This window comes from Bhargavaea beijingensis (assembly GCF_900101985.1).
GTDB lineage: Bacteria > Bacillota > Bacilli > Bacillales_A > Planococcaceae > Bhargavaea > Bhargavaea beijingensis.
This window is the reverse complement of record NZ_FNAR01000001.1, coordinates 242,853-259,491: the sequence shown is the minus strand read 5'-3', so window position 1 is coordinate 259,491 and position 16,639 is coordinate 242,853. Positions and strand designations below refer to the sequence as shown.

At 55.9% G+C, this 16,639-nt stretch carries 17 protein-coding genes and 4 tRNA genes; 7 read left to right on the top strand and 14 right to left on the bottom strand.

Annotation, left to right across the window (positions count from 1 at the left end; translation table 11 throughout):
• Positions 1-10: 10 nt before the first annotated feature.
• On the bottom strand, positions 11-1,411 hold the full coding sequence (locus tag BLT01_RS01415; RefSeq protein ID WP_092093589.1) for a CdaR family protein: 1,401 nt from the start codon (positions 1,409-1,411) through the stop codon (positions 11-13).
• Positions 1,404-2,240, bottom strand: coding sequence for a diadenylate cyclase CdaA (gene cdaA / locus BLT01_RS01410; RefSeq protein ID WP_092093922.1), 837 nt, complete (start codon positions 2,238-2,240; stop codon positions 1,404-1,406). The genes BLT01_RS01415 and cdaA overlap by 8 nt, the downstream gene beginning before the upstream one ends.
• Positions 2,241-2,559: 319 nt before the next feature.
• Between cdaA and BLT01_RS01405 the strand changes: the two genes are divergently transcribed.
• Positions 2,560-4,146 (top strand): SulP family inorganic anion transporter, encoded by a 1,587-nt coding sequence (locus BLT01_RS01405; RefSeq protein ID WP_092093585.1) that lies wholly within the window; start codon positions 2,560-2,562, stop codon positions 4,144-4,146.
• Between the two features lie 244 nt (positions 4,147-4,390).
• Here BLT01_RS01405 and BLT01_RS01400 read toward each other — a convergent pair whose 3' ends face one another.
• The 3 genes from BLT01_RS01400 to rocF form a co-directional block, all read right to left on the bottom strand.
• The gene (locus BLT01_RS01400; protein ID WP_092093582.1) at positions 4,391-5,035 is read right to left on the bottom strand and encodes an anti-sigma factor family protein; all 645 of its coding nucleotides are present in this window, start codon (positions 5,033-5,035) and stop codon (positions 4,391-4,393) included.
• 12 nt (positions 5,036-5,047) lie between these two features.
• Positions 5,048-5,611, bottom strand: a complete 564-nt coding sequence (sigW, locus tag BLT01_RS01395; RefSeq protein ID WP_092093577.1) for an RNA polymerase sigma factor SigW — start codon at positions 5,609-5,611, stop codon at positions 5,048-5,050.
• Between the two features lie 217 nt (positions 5,612-5,828).
• The gene (gene rocF / locus BLT01_RS01390; protein WP_376739639.1) at positions 5,829-6,734 is read right to left on the bottom strand and encodes an arginase; all 906 of its coding nucleotides are present in this window, start codon (positions 6,732-6,734) and stop codon (positions 5,829-5,831) included.
• A gap of 156 nt (positions 6,735-6,890) precedes the next feature.
• Between rocF and BLT01_RS01385 the strand changes: the two genes are divergently transcribed.
• Positions 6,891-7,346 carry a VOC family protein gene (locus BLT01_RS01385; protein ID WP_092093569.1) on the top strand — a complete coding sequence of 152 codons (456 nt, stop codon included), beginning with the start codon at positions 6,891-6,893 and terminating at the stop codon, positions 7,344-7,346.
• A gap of 54 nt (positions 7,347-7,400) precedes the next feature.
• On the opposite strand, the gene BLT01_RS01380 is transcribed toward BLT01_RS01385, so the two are convergent.
• Both BLT01_RS01380 and BLT01_RS01375 read right to left on the bottom strand, forming a co-directional pair.
• Positions 7,401-8,108, bottom strand: a complete 708-nt coding sequence (locus tag BLT01_RS01380) for a DNA alkylation repair protein (protein ID WP_092093564.1) — start codon at positions 8,106-8,108, stop codon at positions 7,401-7,403.
• A gap of 116 nt (positions 8,109-8,224) precedes the next feature.
• Positions 8,225-8,800, bottom strand: coding sequence for a GNAT family N-acetyltransferase (locus BLT01_RS01375; RefSeq protein ID WP_092093559.1), 576 nt, complete (start codon positions 8,798-8,800; stop codon positions 8,225-8,227).
• 315 nt (positions 8,801-9,115) lie between these two features.
• Here BLT01_RS01375 and BLT01_RS01370 point away from each other — a divergent pair, with 315 nt between their 5' ends.
• Positions 9,116-9,802 (top strand): hypothetical protein, encoded by a 687-nt coding sequence (locus tag BLT01_RS01370; RefSeq protein ID WP_245696831.1) that lies wholly within the window; start codon positions 9,116-9,118, stop codon positions 9,800-9,802.
• A gap of 35 nt (positions 9,803-9,837) precedes the next feature.
• Here the strand turns inward: BLT01_RS01370 and BLT01_RS01365 are convergent.
• From BLT01_RS01365 to BLT01_RS01345, 5 genes are all read right to left on the bottom strand, one after another.
• Positions 9,838-9,910, bottom strand: a tRNA-Lys gene (locus BLT01_RS01365).
• Positions 9,911-9,925: 15 nt separating this feature from the next.
• Positions 9,926-10,000 (bottom strand) — tRNA-Gln (locus BLT01_RS01360).
• A gap of 60 nt (positions 10,001-10,060) precedes the next feature.
• Positions 10,061-10,144 (bottom strand) — tRNA-Tyr (locus BLT01_RS01355).
• A 6-nt stretch (positions 10,145-10,150) separates the two neighbouring features.
• A tRNA-Glu gene (locus BLT01_RS01350) sits at positions 10,151-10,222 on the bottom strand.
• 198 nt (positions 10,223-10,420) lie between these two features.
• Entirely contained in the window at positions 10,421-11,281 is an 861-nt protein-coding gene (locus BLT01_RS01345) for a pirin family protein (protein WP_092093553.1), read from the bottom strand.
• Positions 11,282-11,362: 81 nt separating this feature from the next.
• Here BLT01_RS01345 and BLT01_RS01340 point away from each other — a divergent pair, with 81 nt between their 5' ends.
• From BLT01_RS01340 to BLT01_RS01325, 4 genes are all read left to right on the top strand, one after another.
• Positions 11,363-11,965: an HD domain-containing protein gene (locus tag BLT01_RS01340; RefSeq protein WP_092093550.1), complete on the top strand. Its 603-nt coding sequence runs from the start codon at positions 11,363-11,365 to the stop codon at positions 11,963-11,965.
• Between the two features lie 33 nt (positions 11,966-11,998).
• Positions 11,999-13,636: a PDDEXK-like family protein gene (locus BLT01_RS01335; protein ID WP_092093548.1), complete on the top strand. Its 1,638-nt coding sequence runs from the start codon at positions 11,999-12,001 to the stop codon at positions 13,634-13,636.
• Between the two features lie 149 nt (positions 13,637-13,785).
• Positions 13,786-14,094 (top strand): DUF2089 family protein, encoded by a 309-nt coding sequence (locus tag BLT01_RS01330; RefSeq protein WP_092093545.1) that lies wholly within the window; start codon positions 13,786-13,788, stop codon positions 14,092-14,094.
• Complete coding sequence (locus BLT01_RS01325; protein WP_092093542.1) at positions 14,091-14,372, top strand: hypothetical protein; 282 nt, start codon at positions 14,091-14,093, stop codon at positions 14,370-14,372. Before BLT01_RS01330 ends, BLT01_RS01325 begins: the two co-directional genes overlap by 4 nt.
• A 344-nt stretch (positions 14,373-14,716) precedes the next feature.
• On the opposite strand, the gene BLT01_RS01320 is transcribed toward BLT01_RS01325, so the two are convergent.
• Positions 14,717-15,151 (bottom strand): YugN family protein, encoded by a 435-nt coding sequence (locus BLT01_RS01320; protein WP_092093539.1) that lies wholly within the window; start codon positions 15,149-15,151, stop codon positions 14,717-14,719.
• Between the two features lie 80 nt (positions 15,152-15,231).
• Positions 15,232-16,638 (bottom strand): VWA domain-containing protein, encoded by a 1,407-nt coding sequence (locus BLT01_RS01315; protein WP_092093535.1) that lies wholly within the window; start codon positions 16,636-16,638, stop codon positions 15,232-15,234.
• Position 16,639 lies beyond the last annotated feature (1 nt).

The following is a 16,639-nucleotide window of genomic DNA, read 5'->3' as shown; positions in this document are numbered from 1 at the left end:
CAGTTTGTATTCATGCGGCGGCGATGCGGACAGTGACTCGTCCCGGGGCCGGTTCGGCTTTGAGCCCGGATGGCCCGTCCACTTGGACCACGAGCGATGCTTCACCTTCAGTGATGCCGCCTGCATGGACAAATAGCTTAAAGTCGCCGGGCTTGGCGCTGTCGACGGCGCTTTTCGGCCCCCGGATCTTGAGGGAGAGCGGCCCTTCCGGCTGGATCACCTCTCCGGTCTGCCCTTCCTCAAGGCCCCGGACTTCCACTGCCAGTCCGTTCAGGGTGCCGGATGCTTCCTGATCGGCAGTTCCGCTGTCTTCCGCGCCGGATGCGTTGCCCTGTTGCGCAGTCTCCTTGCTGCCGGACGACTCGTCTGCCTGGTTTGCCGGCTCCGACTCCGATTCTTCTTCCGGCGGTTCAGCCTCGGCAACCGGTTCGTCCGGCTCACCAGGCGCCTCCGCCGTCTCCTCATCGTTATCGTTGACCGTCGCCTGGACGTCAACATCGATCGAGCCCGGCGATATTTTGGTCACGCCGGCCGGTTTCTTGAGCTCCACGGTCAATTTCCCGCTCGCGGTCACTTTCGAAACATCGACTTCGGCGGTCAGCTCGCCGATTTCATCCAGAACATTTTTCGGGCCGAACAGCTTGACGGTCTCCGTCGCTGTGTTGAGGGAATTGATCGTGACGCCCTCTTCAGGCGTGCCGGATCGCCGCAGTTTGACCGGCACCGACCGGGAGTACTGGGAAATGTCCGCCTTGACCGTCACTTCGGCCGGCTCGATGGCGACGTTCAGCTTGTTCAGGTCACGGTCCAGCACGCGGACGCTCGCCTGCTGTTCGAGAGGCCCGTCCACGCCGGGGTCGGCCGTGACCGACGCCTTGACGAAGCTGATTGAGTCGATGACACTCTTGGCCCCCGTGACCATGACGGTCGCCGGCTCCACCTCGAGCGAGTTGATGACGTGGTTTTCTGCGAGCAGCCGCTCGTTCATCTCCGGGTCCACCCGGAATTCCCGGCTGATCCGCTCTTCAATGACGACATCGACCGTTTCGGGCTCGATGGAGGCTTGCAGTTTTTCCGATAGGTTTTCAGTCTGTACACGGACTTTATGCGCGCCCATCGTGAGCGTCCGAAGGTCGACGAACACCGTGAAGTCCTTGATCGTCTTTGTTGTCCGAACAAGGTTGCCCGGCCCTTCGATGGTTACGCTGACCGTCTCGGGTGCGCCCGTGACGACCGTATTTTCATCATCATAATACACTTCAAGCGGCACATCCTGCAGGACGGCGATATCCGTCCCGCCGGCGGCGCGGCTTCCCTGTTCCTCGTCCGACTGCACGACGAGAAACATCAGGACGGCGAAGAACAGGGCGATGCCGCGGATAAACCACGGATTGTCCATGAACTTATCCATTCTTCTTCCCTCCCCGTTTCCGCTTCGAGGCGGCCTGCGGTTCAGGCGCAGGGCCGAACCACATTTTCCGGAGCAGCGTTTCGAATTCCTCAGGCGGCAGGTTGCGGTGCAGGTCTCCGTTGCGCGTCAGGCTGACCGCGCCGGTCTCTTCGGAAACGATGATGGTGATGGCGTCGGTCACCTCGCTCAGGCCCAGCGCCGCACGGTGGCGCGTGCCAAGCTCCTTCGAGATGAACGGACTTTCGGACAAAGGCAGGTAGCAGGCCGCTGCCGCGATCCGGTCCTGCTGGATGATGACCGCCCCGTCATGGAGCGGCGTGTTCGGTATGAAGATGTTGATGAGAAGCTCCGAGGTCAGATCGGAATGCATCGGAATCCCGGTCTCGATGTATTCCGACAGCCCGGTCTCCCTTTCAATTGACATCAGGGCGCCGATCCGGCGCTTTGCCATATAGCCGACCGATTTCGTGACGGCTTCGACGAGGCGGTCCCGCTCCTCTTCCACGGCCATGCCGCCTCTGGAAAACAGCTTCCCGCGCCCGATCTGCTCGAGCGCGCGCCTGAGTTCAGGCTGGAAGATGATGATGACCGCGAGGAACCCCCACGTCAGCACCTGCTCCATAATCCAGTACATTGTCGTCAGGCCGAGTTCCTTCGTGACGAACCAGGCGATGACGACGACAAATACGCCTTTCAGCAGCTGGACCGCCTTCGTGCCCTTGATGATGGTTATCAGTTTATAAAGAACGTACCAGACCAGGAGAATGTCCAAAATGTTCATCACGACTTCCACCCATGTCAGGTCCGTAAAACGCTCAAAAAACGCCACAGGCATCCCCGCCTTTTCTTAACGCTTGCATATCGGTTAGTATACCATAACGGACCGCTTCACCGCTCGGCTGATGCAGACTTTTGACAGCAGGAACCGGTGTCCCGGGACACAGGCGGAAACGGCCGGATCCGCGCGGGCCGGAGAATGCGGAAAAACGTCTTTATCAATCCGCGGCTTCTGGCCCCTTGCCGGCCATAAAACTTTTTTCCTATGCGAACCTTTTAATATTTCCTCATTCTGACTTATAATATTGCATAGAAGGATCCGGGCTTATATTTGTCAGCCGGATCACATCAACATTGGAGCGTGAGTCAACATGAGGAATTTGGGCCGTTTCGAGTCGCTGAATGGCCGGACGGCAAGGAAGGACATTCTCGCCGGCATCACCGTCGGGATTGTCGCCATCCCGCTCGGCATGGCGTTTGCGATTGCTTCCGGCGTGAAGCCGGAATATGGAATCTACACAACCGTCATCGCCGGGCTGCTTGTGGCACTTCTCGGCGGTTCCCGTTTCCAGATTGCGGGACCGACAGGTGCCTTCATTCCGATCCTGCTGGCCATTGTCCTGGAATACGGTTATGAAGACCTGCTCGTCGCGGGCTTCATGGCAGGGGTTTTCCTCGTCATCATGTCGTTCCTGAAGATCGGCGACCTGATCCACTTTGTCCCTCGGGCGGTGACGATCGGGTTCACCGCCGGAATCGCCGTCACGATCTTTACCGGACAGATCGGCAACTTCCTCGGCCTCGAAGGCGTGGAACGCCGGGAGTTTTTCCATGAGAACATGTGGGAGATCTTCCGAAATATCGGCACGCTCAACGGATATGCATTCATGACGGCTGCCATCGGCCTCGCCGTCATCATCGTTCTCCCGCGGATTGCGCCGCGCGTCCCGCTTTTCCTCGCCGCACTTCTGATCCCGACTTTGGTGTCGGTGCTTTTTTATCCCGGCCAGCTCCCGACAATCGGAACGGCCTACGGCGGCATCCCGCAGCAGCTTCCTGAATTCCGCCTGCCGGCAATCACCGGCGGAAAGATTCTCGAGCTGTGGCAGCCGGCGCTGATCATCGCGGCGCTCGGTGCGATCGAGTCGCTGCTGTCCGCGGTCGTCGCAGACAACATGGCCGGCGGCAAAAAGTCCGCTTCCAACCGCGAGTTGTTCGGACAGGGCGTCGCCAACATGGCCGCTCCGCTTTTCGGCGGAATCCCTGCGACCGGCGCCATCGCCCGCACAGCGACGAACATCCGGGCCGGGGCCGTCAGCCCGCTGTCGGGGGTCGTCCAGAGTCTGTTCGTCCTGCTCGTCCTGCTGGTGTTCGCGCCATTCGCCTCGCACGTGCCGCTCGCCAGCATGGCGCCGATTCTGATGCTCGTCGCCTGGAACATGAGCGGGCTCCGATCCTTCGTGAAGATTTCCCGGCTGAGGACCGGCGACTCGTCCGTTTTGTGGGCGACATTCCTCCTGACCGTCTTCGTCAACCTGACAGTCGGCGTCCAGGCCGGCTTCCTTCTCGCCGTTCTCGTTTTCCTGAAGAAGATGAGCGGCAAGCTGTTGATGCAGCCCGGGGAAGCCACGCCGGATGATTATATCTATAGCGGAATTCCGAAGGGTTCGGTTTTCCGCACCGTGCGCGTCGACGGCCCGCTCTTTTTCGGAACCGCCCAGCAGTTCGAGCGGGAAATCGAGAAACAGCTCAGCCCCCCAGCCGACGCACTGATGCTCCGTCTCCATGGGCTTTCCGCGCTCGATGCGGGAGGCGTCGCCGCCCTGTCAGCCGCCCATGATTTCGCCGGCCGGCAGGGGATCCGGCTTCTTTTCCAGGGCATCCCGGAAGAAAAGAAGATCCTGCTGAAAAAAAGCGGGCTGTATGACAAAATCGGCGCGGAAAACATGGTGAAATAATACGTCCGCCGTCCCGGGAACGGGGCGGCGGATTTTTCCGTTGATGCGGAATCGGATGGCAGTCTCGTCATTCGGCACACGGGTTTCGGCGTTCACGCTCTTGGTTTCGTCATTCAGCCTACCCGTTTCGTCATTCACAGAAAGAATGTCGTCCCGCCCTTGATCACCGCAAAGAAAAAACTGCAGGCAAAGAGGTCATCCCTCCGCCTGCAGCCCAAGCATCCGCTTCTGCAGCGGCTGCTTTTTATTTTTCCTTATCATCGGCGCCGGGGCCTTCAAAGACAGAAAGGCCCTCCTTGATGCCGGACTTGATCGTGTACCAGAGCCACTCGAAAGCCCGGTCGATTTCTTCGATCCGGCCGGTGACGACAGCCGTGGAAGCCATGTATTTGGAGCCGTTGATGACGGTGACATCACCCTCGACTTCTCCTTCGATATGCAGCTCGCCGTTCCTCACAACGAGATCTCCCTTGACGGTCTCGCCCTCCGGAACAGTGACTTTGTTTCCTTCGACGACAAGATTCGGCTGGGTGGATACGACCAGCTGCTGGTCGGATGTATTAAAATTCGAGAACAGGGCGAGCCCGGCGAGGAGCATGAACATGGCCGCAGCGGCAAGCATCGGATGCCGGCCGAACCAGCGGCGCACGCCTGCTCCCTGGCGCTCCTTCGGAAGCGAGGCCATGATACGGGCGCTGAATCCTTCCGGCGCTTCGATATGCGAGGCGCTTTTCAGGAACGCGACCGAACGGCTGAGCTGGTCCATATGTTCCTGGCAGGCCGGACATTGCTCGAGATGCTCTTTCAGAATCTGTTCGTCCCGGCGGGTGATTTCCCCGTCCAGATAATCATGCATGTACTGGACGATTTCTTCCGGACACGGTTTCATCCCGATTCCCTCCTACAACTTCTTCATTTGTTTCCTAAGGGCTTCTCGGCCCCTATGTATGCGTGTCTTCACTGTGCCGAGCGGCAGATCAAGGATTTCGCTGATCTCCTGGAGCGGCAGTTCCTCGATGTAGCGCAGGACGATCGCCGACCGGTATTTGTCCGGCAGGCGGCTGATCTCGTACTGGACCCGCTCCTGCTGTTCCATCTTCTCGACTTCCTCTTCCGGCAGCGGGGAATCGTGGGCGAGCCTGGAGTAGTGGTCCAGCCCGTCCGTCCCCGGCACCGGTGCGTCAAGGAACGTATCCGGTTTTTTCTTGCGGATCCGGTCGATGCACAGATTGGTCGCGATGCGGTACAGCCACGTCGAGAACTTCCGCTTCTGGTCGAAGGTGTGCAGGTTGATGTACGCCCTGATGAACGCTTCCTGCGCGATATCCTCGGCTTCATGCCGATTGCCCAGCATCCGATAGCATACTTGGTAAAGCCGGTTCTGATAGAGGGAAACGATTTCTTCGAACGCCGACTGGTCCCCCTTCAGGACTTGTTTGATTCGTTTTTTTACGATGTCTTCCATTCTTCTCGATTTCCCCCCGCTTCATGCGGCTAGTTGGTATACGGACGGGCGCGCCAAAGGGTTTCACTTTTTCCGTTAAAAAGTTTGAATTCAGATTACCCTTTTCATCCGTATGGTCACAGTTCCACTTATTGACTTCATTGTATCAAAGGAAAATCTAAAAAGGTTGAAAAACCACAAAACCGGTCCCCATCATCGGAGACCGGCCAAAACGCCTTTAAATCAAGGTTTCGCCGAACAAGGAGCCCATCAGGCCGACGGCGACATCTGCTGTTTTATTGCGCTCGTCGAGAATCGGATTCACCTCGACAAACTCAGCCGACGTGACCCGGCCAGTCGAGTGGAGCATCTCCATCGCCAGGTGGCTTTCCCGGTAGCTGAGGCCGCCCTGCACCGGCGTGCCGACACCCGGTGTGTAAAGCGGGTCGAGCCCGTCCAGGTCGAGCGAAAGATGCACGCCGTCCACCCCGCGCTCCTCCAGGTAGCTGATGGCGTCCTCCATGATCGCCGTCATGCCGTCCCGGTCGATCTCGTGCATCGTGTACACCCGGATTCCCTTTTCTTTGACGAGTTCACGTTCGCCGGGATCGATCGAGCGCGCCCCGATGACGACGATATTTTCCGGCTTCACTTTCGGCCCGCTGCCGATCGAGGTCAGATCCCCATGTCCGAGGCCCATCGCGACGGCCAGCGGCATCCCGTGGATATTCCCGGAAGGCGATGTCTCCGCCGTGTTCAGGTCGGTGTGCGCGTCATACCAGATGACCCCGAGGTTGCTGTAGTGCTCATTCAGCCCGGCCAAGGTGCCGATCGCGATGCTGTGGTCGCCGCCGAGGACAAGCGGGAAGCGCCCGTCGCTGACCGTTTCCGACACTTTACCGGCAAGCTTCCGGTTCCCCTCGGTGACCGCCTTCAGGTTTTTCAGGTTCGTGCCCGACACCTCGCGCGGGGCATCGATGTCGACCGGGATATCCCCTTCGTCCCTTACGATATGCCCCAATGCTTCGATGCGCTCCACGACACCCGCGTAACGGATCGCGCTCGGCCCCATATCGACCCCGCGCCGGCTCTGGCCAAAATCTGCCGGAACCCCGATAATTGAAATTTCTTTATGACTGTTCATGTTGTCCATCCCCCTTTTTCTGACTCTGGCTACTATTATGAATCGAAGAGGCAGATGGCTCAACCGGACAAAGATTAGGATAATTATTCATCGGAAGAGTCAGTCTGTTCCGTTATAATGGCCGTATACACCATGGAATAAGGAGGAATTTCCAAGATGATCATGGGACTGTATGAAGCCCATCTGCCGGTCAGTAACCTGGAACGCTCGCTCAAGTTTTATACCGGCCTCGGGCTGGAAATTGCGCACACCCACGGAGAGGGGCTGGCTTTTCTATGGATCGAGAAGGGCAAAAGCTGGCTGGGTCTTTGGCAAACCGACAAGGTGGAGCTGGACTATCACCCTTCCATCCGCCACATCGCCTTCCAGGTGTCACTTGAAGGGTTGAAAGGCGCCGTCAGCTGGCTAAGGGAAAGGGGGTATGAGCCGAGGGAAGCGTTCGGTTTCGGGCCGGACGAACCTTTCGTGATGCCGCAGCCGGAATACGCCCATGCCAAGATCCACTTTAACGACCCGGACGGCAACAGCCTTGAGTTCATCTGCAAGATGGACAACCCGTACAAGCTCACGGAGCGAATGACGCTGAGCGAATGGGAGAAGCTGAACGCCTAATAAAAGCCTGTATCTGAGAAGGCGGTTCCTCCCAGATACAGGCTTTTGGTTTCATTAGCACCGGACATATCTTCTCTTGAAGCCGAGCCTTCCTTTGTCCAGGTCTTTCTGGATATTGTCGTAGGCATTCAGGAAACTGCTTTTCTTGTTCGGCCGCTTCATTTCGACGATGCCGACTTCGCGTGCCGTTTCAACCGCCTGTTCACTGAGCGGACTGTAAGAAATGCCGACTGTATACAGGAAGTTGTTCATCGCCGATTTTGTCCGCTCCGGTGCATCACGGATGCCGTCTTTCACGGCTTCGAGCATCCTGGAAAGTTTGCTCTCGGAGAATTCGGCGTCGGGACGGCTGCCGAGCAGCCAGCAATAGCAGCTCCAGCCCGCCGACATCCTCAGCTCCTCGCCGCTTGCGATCCATTTGTCGGCGATGTCTTGTGCCAGAGGCGACTCGGACAAGGTGACGGCCACCACATAGTCGGACAGCATATAAAAGTATGCGGCGTCCATCCAGCGGCCGAAATCCGCTTCCGACATGGCTTTCGGATCGGCGATGATTCCCGCGAAATACATGGCGTCATAATTGCCTGTCGCATACAATTCCTCCGCAAGGGGCTGGTTGATCTTGATCTTTCTGGCCATCGGCTTCATCGCCCCCGACGCCACGCCGAACAGCGGCTCATGCGCCCCGTTTGACAGGTAGATCTTTTTCGTCCGCTCCTTGCCCAGGGATTCAAGTTCCTGCATGACTGTTTTGAAATCCATATTGGTTGACTTCCTTCCGCCCATATTTGCTTTGTGCTGCAGACGTTCAAACGCTAAACAAACGGATAGAGAATGGAAACCGGCATGCCTCCCGTTACGGATGTATGCCGGTTTCTTCAATCCCTGTCCATCAGCTGCTCCAGATGCCGTTTTACGTCCGGCCATTCGCGGTCGATGATCGAATAGAGGTGGACATCGCGCGGTTTTCCGTTGGAACGGATGCGTTCGTTCCGCATGACGCCTTCCAGCTCCGCCCCGATCCGCTCCAATGCTTTCTGCGATCGAACGTTTTCCAAGTCGGTCTTGAACTGGACGCGGATCATGTCCATTTCTTCAAAGCAGTGGCGGAGCAGCAGGTACTTCGACACCGTATTCACATGGGTCCGCTGGTACGCCTTCCCGTAGAAAGTGGAACCGATCTCGCACAGCTTGTTGAACGGGTCGATCCCGAAAATTCGCGTCGTCCCCATCAAGTCTCCGGTCTCCGTGTCTTCCACCGCAAACACCAGGCAGCTGTCCCCGGTCTCCATCGCAGTGATTCCGGTTTCAAGCCACCGGTCGAACCGCTCTTTCGTCTCTACCTGGTTCAGCATAAAAAAGAAAATATCCGGCGAATACAGTCCCCAGAGCGCCTCGAAATCTTCCCGCCCCAGCGGCCTGAGCCTGACGCCGCTCAACTCGAGAACCGTCATGGGCCCACCTCCCCGATTGGATTTGATCCGTCCTGAACATCATCGGCAACTCACCGTTGCAACCGGGTACCACGGATCCGCGATCGAAGCGGACAGGCGGCCATCTCCGGTCTCGATCTCCACAAGCCATCCTGGGCGTGCGGTTTCGCATGATTCAGAGTCGGTTCCTCCTTTCCATCTTTCCACATCCATTATAACAACGGACCGGACGTAATTCCGCCGGATCCCTTCCTCGTTTTTTCCACAAAGCGCCTGCCATACATCACGGTTTAAAGGGTATAGCAATGGGGTAGATGCCTCAGAGCGAAAGGAGGGATGCCGGTGTTCGGTTTACAGGATCTGATTTCATTGATCATCTCGGCATTTATCATCCTGCCGGTGGTCGTGTTTCTCCGCGAGTTGGGGTATGTGATCACGAGCGCGGTCTTCGGCGTGGTGAATCCGCGCCTGACCGTCGGATCCGGCCCGCGGGTCTTCAAGTTCGGAATATTCGATTTCCGGAGATATTACCACCTGTACAGCTGGTTTTCCTATGATGACCTGAAACGCAAAGGCAAATTCATATACGTGCTCATTTACGCGGGACCGATTTTGATCAACCTCATCCCGGCACTGATTCTGAACGCGCTGCTTGCCAACGGCATCATCGTCAAATACGAAACGTTCTGGAGCCGATTTCTGTTTTACCAATTCTATTATGTCCTGTTTGACGTCGTTCCGATGAAAACAGTCAACGGCATGCCGAACAACGGCATGATCATCTACGAGATGCTCCGCTACGGCAAGCGGGTCGACTACAACACCGACCCGTTCATCCCCTCCACCACCCAGGTCGAGGAAGAGTACCGGGAAGAGATGGAAGAGATCGAAGAACAGATGGAAGAAATGGAAGAGGCTGCAGAGAAGATGAAAGAAAACGGCGAGGACAAGGAGGTCAGGCGGGACGGCAATGAAGACGAGGAAGATCGCAAGGAACGGAAACTGGGAGGACTGGATAATTGAAAAACGCCTTCCCGCTGCCGGGAAGGCGTTCCGTATGAGCCATGCAGGGCTCGAACCTGCGACCCTCTGATTAAAAGTCAGATGCTCTACCAACTGAGCTAATGGCTCATGAAAACAAAAAAATGGCTGGGGTAGCTGGATTCGAACCAACGAATGACGGAGTCAAAGTCCGTTGCCTTACCGCTTGGCTATACCCCAACGCTATGAAGTGCTGCCTTTTTAATGTTACCCGGAAACGGGTGATTTAAACATAAAAAGTGGTGGAGGGGGGCAGATTCGAACTGCCGAACCCGAAGGAGCGGATTTACAGTCCGCCGCGTTTAGCCACTTCGCTACCCCTCCGACATATGACCCCTACGGGATTCGAACCCGTGTTACCGCCGTGAAAGGGCGGTGTCTTAACCGCTTGACCAAGGGGCCGCGTCTCAATCGGACAACGTTTATATTAGCAAAGAAAAACTGTCCACGCAACCCATATTTTGAAGTCGGAATATTTATTTTTGGTGTGGCTTTATTATGTGGATGTGAGTGATAAAAGTCAACGTTTCTCGCGGCGATAGCAACGTTTCATTCCTCTCTCACCGCAAAAGCCCCGCATTCCGCGGGGCTTTCCTATTCTTATTTAACTGCAGGCGGGCCGAATTTGCCGGCCTGGTAGTCGAAGAAGGCTTGTCGGATCTCATCTTCGGAGTTCATGACGAACGGGCCGCGGGCGACCACGTTCTCGCGGAGCGGGACGCCGGAATAGATCAGCACGCGCGCCCTGCTGTTGGCGAGGAGCTTCAGCTCGCTTGGCGCAGACGCCTCCCGTCCTTCATTGAAGGTGAGCGTTGCGGCGTCCGTCTTGGACAGGATGGTGCCGGATTCCCCTGCTGCCAGTTCACCTGCCAGCACGTATAGGAAAGCGTTGTGGTTTTCAGGAAGCACGTGCGTGTACTCGGCGCCTTCCATGAGCGAGACTTCCGCCATCGTGATCGGGACGAGGCTCTCTATCGGCCCCTTCACACCGGCGACGTCGCCGGAATAAACGCGGATGGTGCCGCCGTCCACATGGGCAACCGGCGCATCTTCCACGCGGATGTTCTGATAGAAGGAGCCGGTCCCCTTCAGCCGCGCCGGGAGATTCAGCCAGAGCTGAAGCGTATGGATCAGGTCATCCCCGTACGCCTCCTCGGCGTGGCGGGCGCCGGAGCCTGCATTCATATACTGGACGTCTCCCGCATCGAGCACCGAGTAGCCGCCGGCGTTATCGATATGCTCAAGCCGGCCATCGATGACATAAGTGATCGTCTGGAAACCGCGGTGCGGATGGTCGGAGAACGTCCCCCGCTTGAACCAGTCATCCGCCATGATGACGAACGGATCGAACGCCTCCTCCTGCCCCGGCGGCAGCACCCAGCCCTGCTGGACGTGCGGGAATCCGGGGTTCTGGTAGCGGACCCGCCAATGGTCTTTTATGTCCCGCTGGAAATGTTGCATCGAAATCCCTCCCTGTTGCTTCCATCTTAACCGTACCGGAATGATAAGATGGAATGAATTGCTCACGAGGAGGAGATCGGAATGAATCCGGCTTTATATGAGGCGGCTCTTGAACGGATCAGCGGGTTGTTCAGCGAGGATGCGACCGGACACGACGTCCACCATACGCTCCGGGTGTACCGGATGGCGATGCGGCTCGCGGAAGCGGAAGGCGCCGACCTGGAACTGGTGGGGCTGGCGGCAATGCTCCACGATGCGGACGACCCGAAATTGTTCGGAAACAGTGAAGGCCTTCCGAACGCGCGGGCGTTCATGGACGAGCAAGGGATCCAGCCTGCCCAGGCAGAAGCCGTCTGTACCATGATCGGCGAAGTTTCCTTCAGCAAGAACGGCTCCAAGCAGCCGTCAACCATCGAAGGCATGGTCGTCCAGGACGCCGACCGGCTGGATGCGCTCGGCGCCATCGGCATCGCCCGCACCTTCGCCTACGGCGGCAGCCGCGGCCGGGCGATTCACGACCCGGACAAAGACACCGGGGCATCGATCGCCCACTTCCATGAGAAACTGCTGAAGCTGAAAGCTCTGATGAACACGGAAGAAGCCAAGAGGATTGCTGAAGCGAGACACCGGTATATGGAAGCGTTTCTGGAGGAATTTCATGAAGAGTGGAACGGACACCGCTAAATCAGCCCACTAATGAAGGAGGAGCCATGAGCCATGAAGATCCGGCACTCCAATGTCCTATGCTGGCTGATGGACCCGGCCGGGAATCACAACCTGGGCCCTTACTTCGCGAAAAAGATCATCGCCAAAGTGTTTACGAACCCGGCGAACACAGAGGACGAGGACAAGCTTTCCAATTACGATGTGCTGGAGATTTCCAGCCATCCCTATCATGACCTCACCGTTTACAAGGAACTGCAGACTTCCAACCGGAAGAGGATCGATCTGCTTGCCGTATCCGACTCGCATAAAATCGTCCTTCTGATCGAAAACAAGTATTGGTCGGGCGAATCGGAAGGCCAGCTGGAAGAATATATTGAATACACCAGATCAGTCTACGGAGGTTATAAGATCATTCCGGTATTCCTGACCCTCCGGGATGAGGAGCCGACACACGAGGATTATCTGATGCTCGGGTATTCGGATGTGCTGGCAATTCTGCAGCAGCTCCTTGAAACCAGGAAAGAGTATATGAACGCCCACATACATAGCTTCATTTCGTATTACACCGACATCCTGGAAGATCAGCTTGTCGAAAATGAAAAGCTGAATGCCACCGGGATGGATCTTTACCGGAATCATAAAGAGGCGATCGATCTCCTTTATTCGCTCCGGCAAGGCCCTGCGGACGGGGATCAATTATTGTTCAGCACCTACCAGCGGCATAAGGAGACCGTCGATTTCATCAAGAGTGTCGGCGACAGTATCCTGAAAGAGGCGTTCCTGAAGTTCGCCAGAAAACAGAGGTGGCCCGAGCATCTCTACACGGCTCATTTCCGCGTTCCCCATTTCCTCGAGGAAAGTTGGTTTACTCATTACGGGGAAAGCGACCTGCGGAAAAGCTGGTGGATGAACAGAGGGCTGATCGCCTGGTTTGAGCGGGCAGGAGACCGGCTCAAGCTAAGGGCGGAAGTCGGCCCGCTCGAACACGAACTGCGTGTCAGGCTGCTCCTGGGCCTGGCCGCAAGGGGCCTCGATATCAAGGAACAGGCTTATGAGGAAAGCAGCCAGTACACCCGCATCTATATGGATGCCGAATCCCCCGAATCGTGGGAAGACGTCAGTGAGCTCGCGCGGGTGATGGAGCGGCTTTATCAAAAAGAGGCGTTCCAATCCCTGCTCCGCCTCACAAACGAAGCTGTGGTCTATGGCGAGGAAGGTGTGCAGAGTCGGGCTGCGGAGGGAACACCGATTGAGCAGGCTTTCCGCCAGCTGCTTGAAGCGAGGGACATCCGGCATTACCAGATCCACCGCCGCCTCCCCAACTTTGCCGAATCAGAATGGACCCGCTTCCCTGACGGCTACCAGCTGGCCGAGAAATACTGGCTCGGCTACCCGCTCATCGCCTGGTTCCGGTCGAGGAACTCCACACTTCGCCTGATCATCGAAGTCGGTCCCCTGCCCTCTGGGAAGAGGAACCATTTTCTGTCCCAGCTCGAGGCAGAAGGCGTTCCGGTCCGCGCGCTGTCGTATGAAGAAGGCAGACGCTTCACCCGGATCTTTTCCCGCGCGGTTCCTGTCGGGAATATCGAGGATGCGACTGAACTGGGGGAAGCGATGGTCCGATTGATGGACAGTGCGGAATACTGTGAAATGCGCGGGCGGATTCGGCGGGCGATCGAGTCATTATAAAAGAGGCATCATCCGGAAATTTAATCGGGTGATGCCTTTTTCATTAAACGAAATATAGTCTTTCATTAATTTTAATTTTAATATATTTAAATAAAAATTTAACTTTGTTAAAATTAATAATACACTTACCGATAAAGGGGAGGTTAATAATGGGAAAAGAACAACTACCTTTGTGGATTTCTTCATTGGATCCAGAAGAGCTGGAATTCATCCGTAAGTTCATGATCAACTCTGGTTCTCTAAAAAAGCTGGCCAAAGACTATGAGGTCTCCTATCCAACGGTGCGTCTGAGGCTGGACCGTTTGATTCAAACCATCAACTTGAATTATGAAAAAGAGAAAGACGAAGCCTCCTTAACTTCTTTTATCAAGAAGTTGGCGATTGAAGAGCAAATATCCCTCCAGGTTGCTCAGCAGCTAATCGAAAAATATGAGGAAGAGAGGAAGAGGACAACATGAATCTGATATCAGGATTTCTTTTAGTTTTTGTATTATCCGCACTTCAGCATTGGGTCTCCGGCAGAAAAGGACTGCCTTGGATCATCCCGGTCCCTCTCGTTTTTCTGTTCATCATGATGTATGCATATAAAGCGAATTACATTGACTCATCCGTCAAGCTATGGATCCTGTCGGGTGTCGGTCTTCTTCTTTTGGTCGGCGAAGGGATCAGGACACAAAACAAAAGAAAAGCACAGTTGAACAAAGAACTTGAGAAAATGAAAGCTCGAGATATTTAAATACAGTCAAAAGCCAACATCTTCAGCAGTTCGGATGATGGCTTTCTTTGATTTGGTCGAAGTGACGATTGGCCGTTTGAGAGTGACGAATCAGCAGGGGCCTCCCACTCCGTTGCGGCCGATCTTTTTTTATGGGGAGTTGTGCGGATGAGTGTTAAGAAACGGCTTCTGAATGTCAAGCAATGTTGGACAGACAAGCGGACTATCGGAACTCTCACTCTGATGAGCGCTTCCAAAAATGGAGTTCATAGTAGTAGACATCTGTAGCCTCCCGTCAGATTTGAGAGCAAACTAAAAAACGGCCAGTCTCCAGTGAATTCACTGGAGACTGGCGTTTTATGGTCTCAACTCGTTTTCAACAATCCCTGTGCATGCAGGCAGTCCAGCAAATTCTCAACAGCCTTTTCCCCCGCATGAACCCACCGGTTTTTATCCGTGATGTTGCCGTCTTTGTCCACGGGACTCTGGAACTGGCTAAAACCAGTTGCATCCATCAGGGAACTTCCGTCATGTTCCAGCCCGAGATGCACCACGTGCTTGATCACGTAGGGCGTGCCGAACCGGATGGTGGCAAACGGGTGGTCCAGCTGGCCGTCCACCACGATGAACGGAAGCCGGACATAGATGGTTTCGCCATCTTCCTGGCACAGGATGTGATCAAAGCAGCCGTGGTCATAGTCCCAGTTTCCGCCCATATGATAACCAAGGTCCTGAATGCAGTCGCTCACAATGCCGTAAGATGCCTCTCGCCCTTCAAGTTGTGTCTGAAGCTTCAGCATGCTGTCTCCTCCTCTGTGTTGGTCCTTTTCAGCATTTACAAAAGGAGGGGACGGCATACCTGAAGCACCATTCGTTCAGCTTACACTTCAAAGGCAGTCAAGCTGCCTTCTTCATCGAAATCACTGACCCGGACCACCCGGTCGGTGAACGGCTCGACCGATTCCGGGCTGGTGCCTATAAGTAGTGATAGCACTTGGAACGCCTTGTCCCGTTTTAACCGGTTGAACCGCTCCAGGAATTCATCCGTGACTTCATCTTCGCCGTCCGTGACAAACACGAGGTCGGCCTCTTTAAACCGGCTTTCACCGATGACCTGCAGGGCTTCTTCGAGGGCGAGTTCAAATTTTGTCCCGCCTCCCAGAAAAGCTTCGGCGAGCTTGACGATTTGGGAAGCGCCGATGTCGCCTTTGCTGAATTCAAACTGGCGGACCTGCGAGGAAAACAAGACCAGACACAGGTCCCGCTTCTGTCTTTTCGCAATCGACATCAGGGCGAGGACGAACCCCTTTGACTGGTTGTCCAGTTCCCTCATGCTGTCCGACTGGTCCAGGCAAATGACGATCGGGCCCTTATGGAGAGGTTCGGGGCCGTTCAGTTCAAATTGCATCGTCTGCCTTTCCGAGAATCGCCGGAGGAAATCCATTTTGGTCATCGGATGCGTATACAGGCTGAGTTCCACCGGCAGCAAGTTTTCGACGTCAATCCCGGTCGTGACGCCCTGCCTGGCCACCGATTCGGTCTGTTTCGCCTTTTGCTTTTTCCGCGCCGCCTGCTTGAATCTTCCCGCCCAGTCCGCGATTTCCTTCAGCTTGCGGTCGGCGGAGAGTTTCTCCGCCAGGTAGATCTTGTCGCGGAGCGGGACCTTTCTCAGTTCCGCATCCCCGCTCCCCGCCCGGCTACCGCCCAGAAGTGACTTCAGCCATTCTCCCGCCTGCTGGGCTTCTTCGCGCGCCTGGTCCATCGACTGCCGGAAACTCTCAAGATTGAACTCAATGCTCTGCTTGAGCTTTTCATTGAATTCTTCCAGGCTTTCCGCAAGGGCCTCCGGATTTGGCTCGTCTTGCTGGTGATTCACCTGTTCCCGGACATTCCGGAGCCGGTCCCGCAGGCCTCGGTCTTTTTCAGTCTGCCGGACGAGCCACTGGTGGATCTTCTCACCGGTTTTGACCGTGCTGATCGCGGAAGCCCAGTCATTTAACCGGGTGAAATGACGGAACGATTCAAAAGAAGGGTCGGACATGATCGCTTGCATCAGCTGTTTGTTGGCCGCAAGGGGTCCGCTCACTTCCTCATCCGTGATTGACGGTTTCATCTTGTACAGGGATGCCCAGATGTCCCCGAGCAGGGGTTCGAAAGCCGGCATGACCGCTTTGCCCTTAAGCTCCCGGAGCCCCTCTGACATTTCCAGGATCTCCGTGAAGCGCCTTTTGTCGAAGGCGTCTGTGTTCAGGACTGAGCTGTTATCTCCCGGATCAATCTTAGTCATC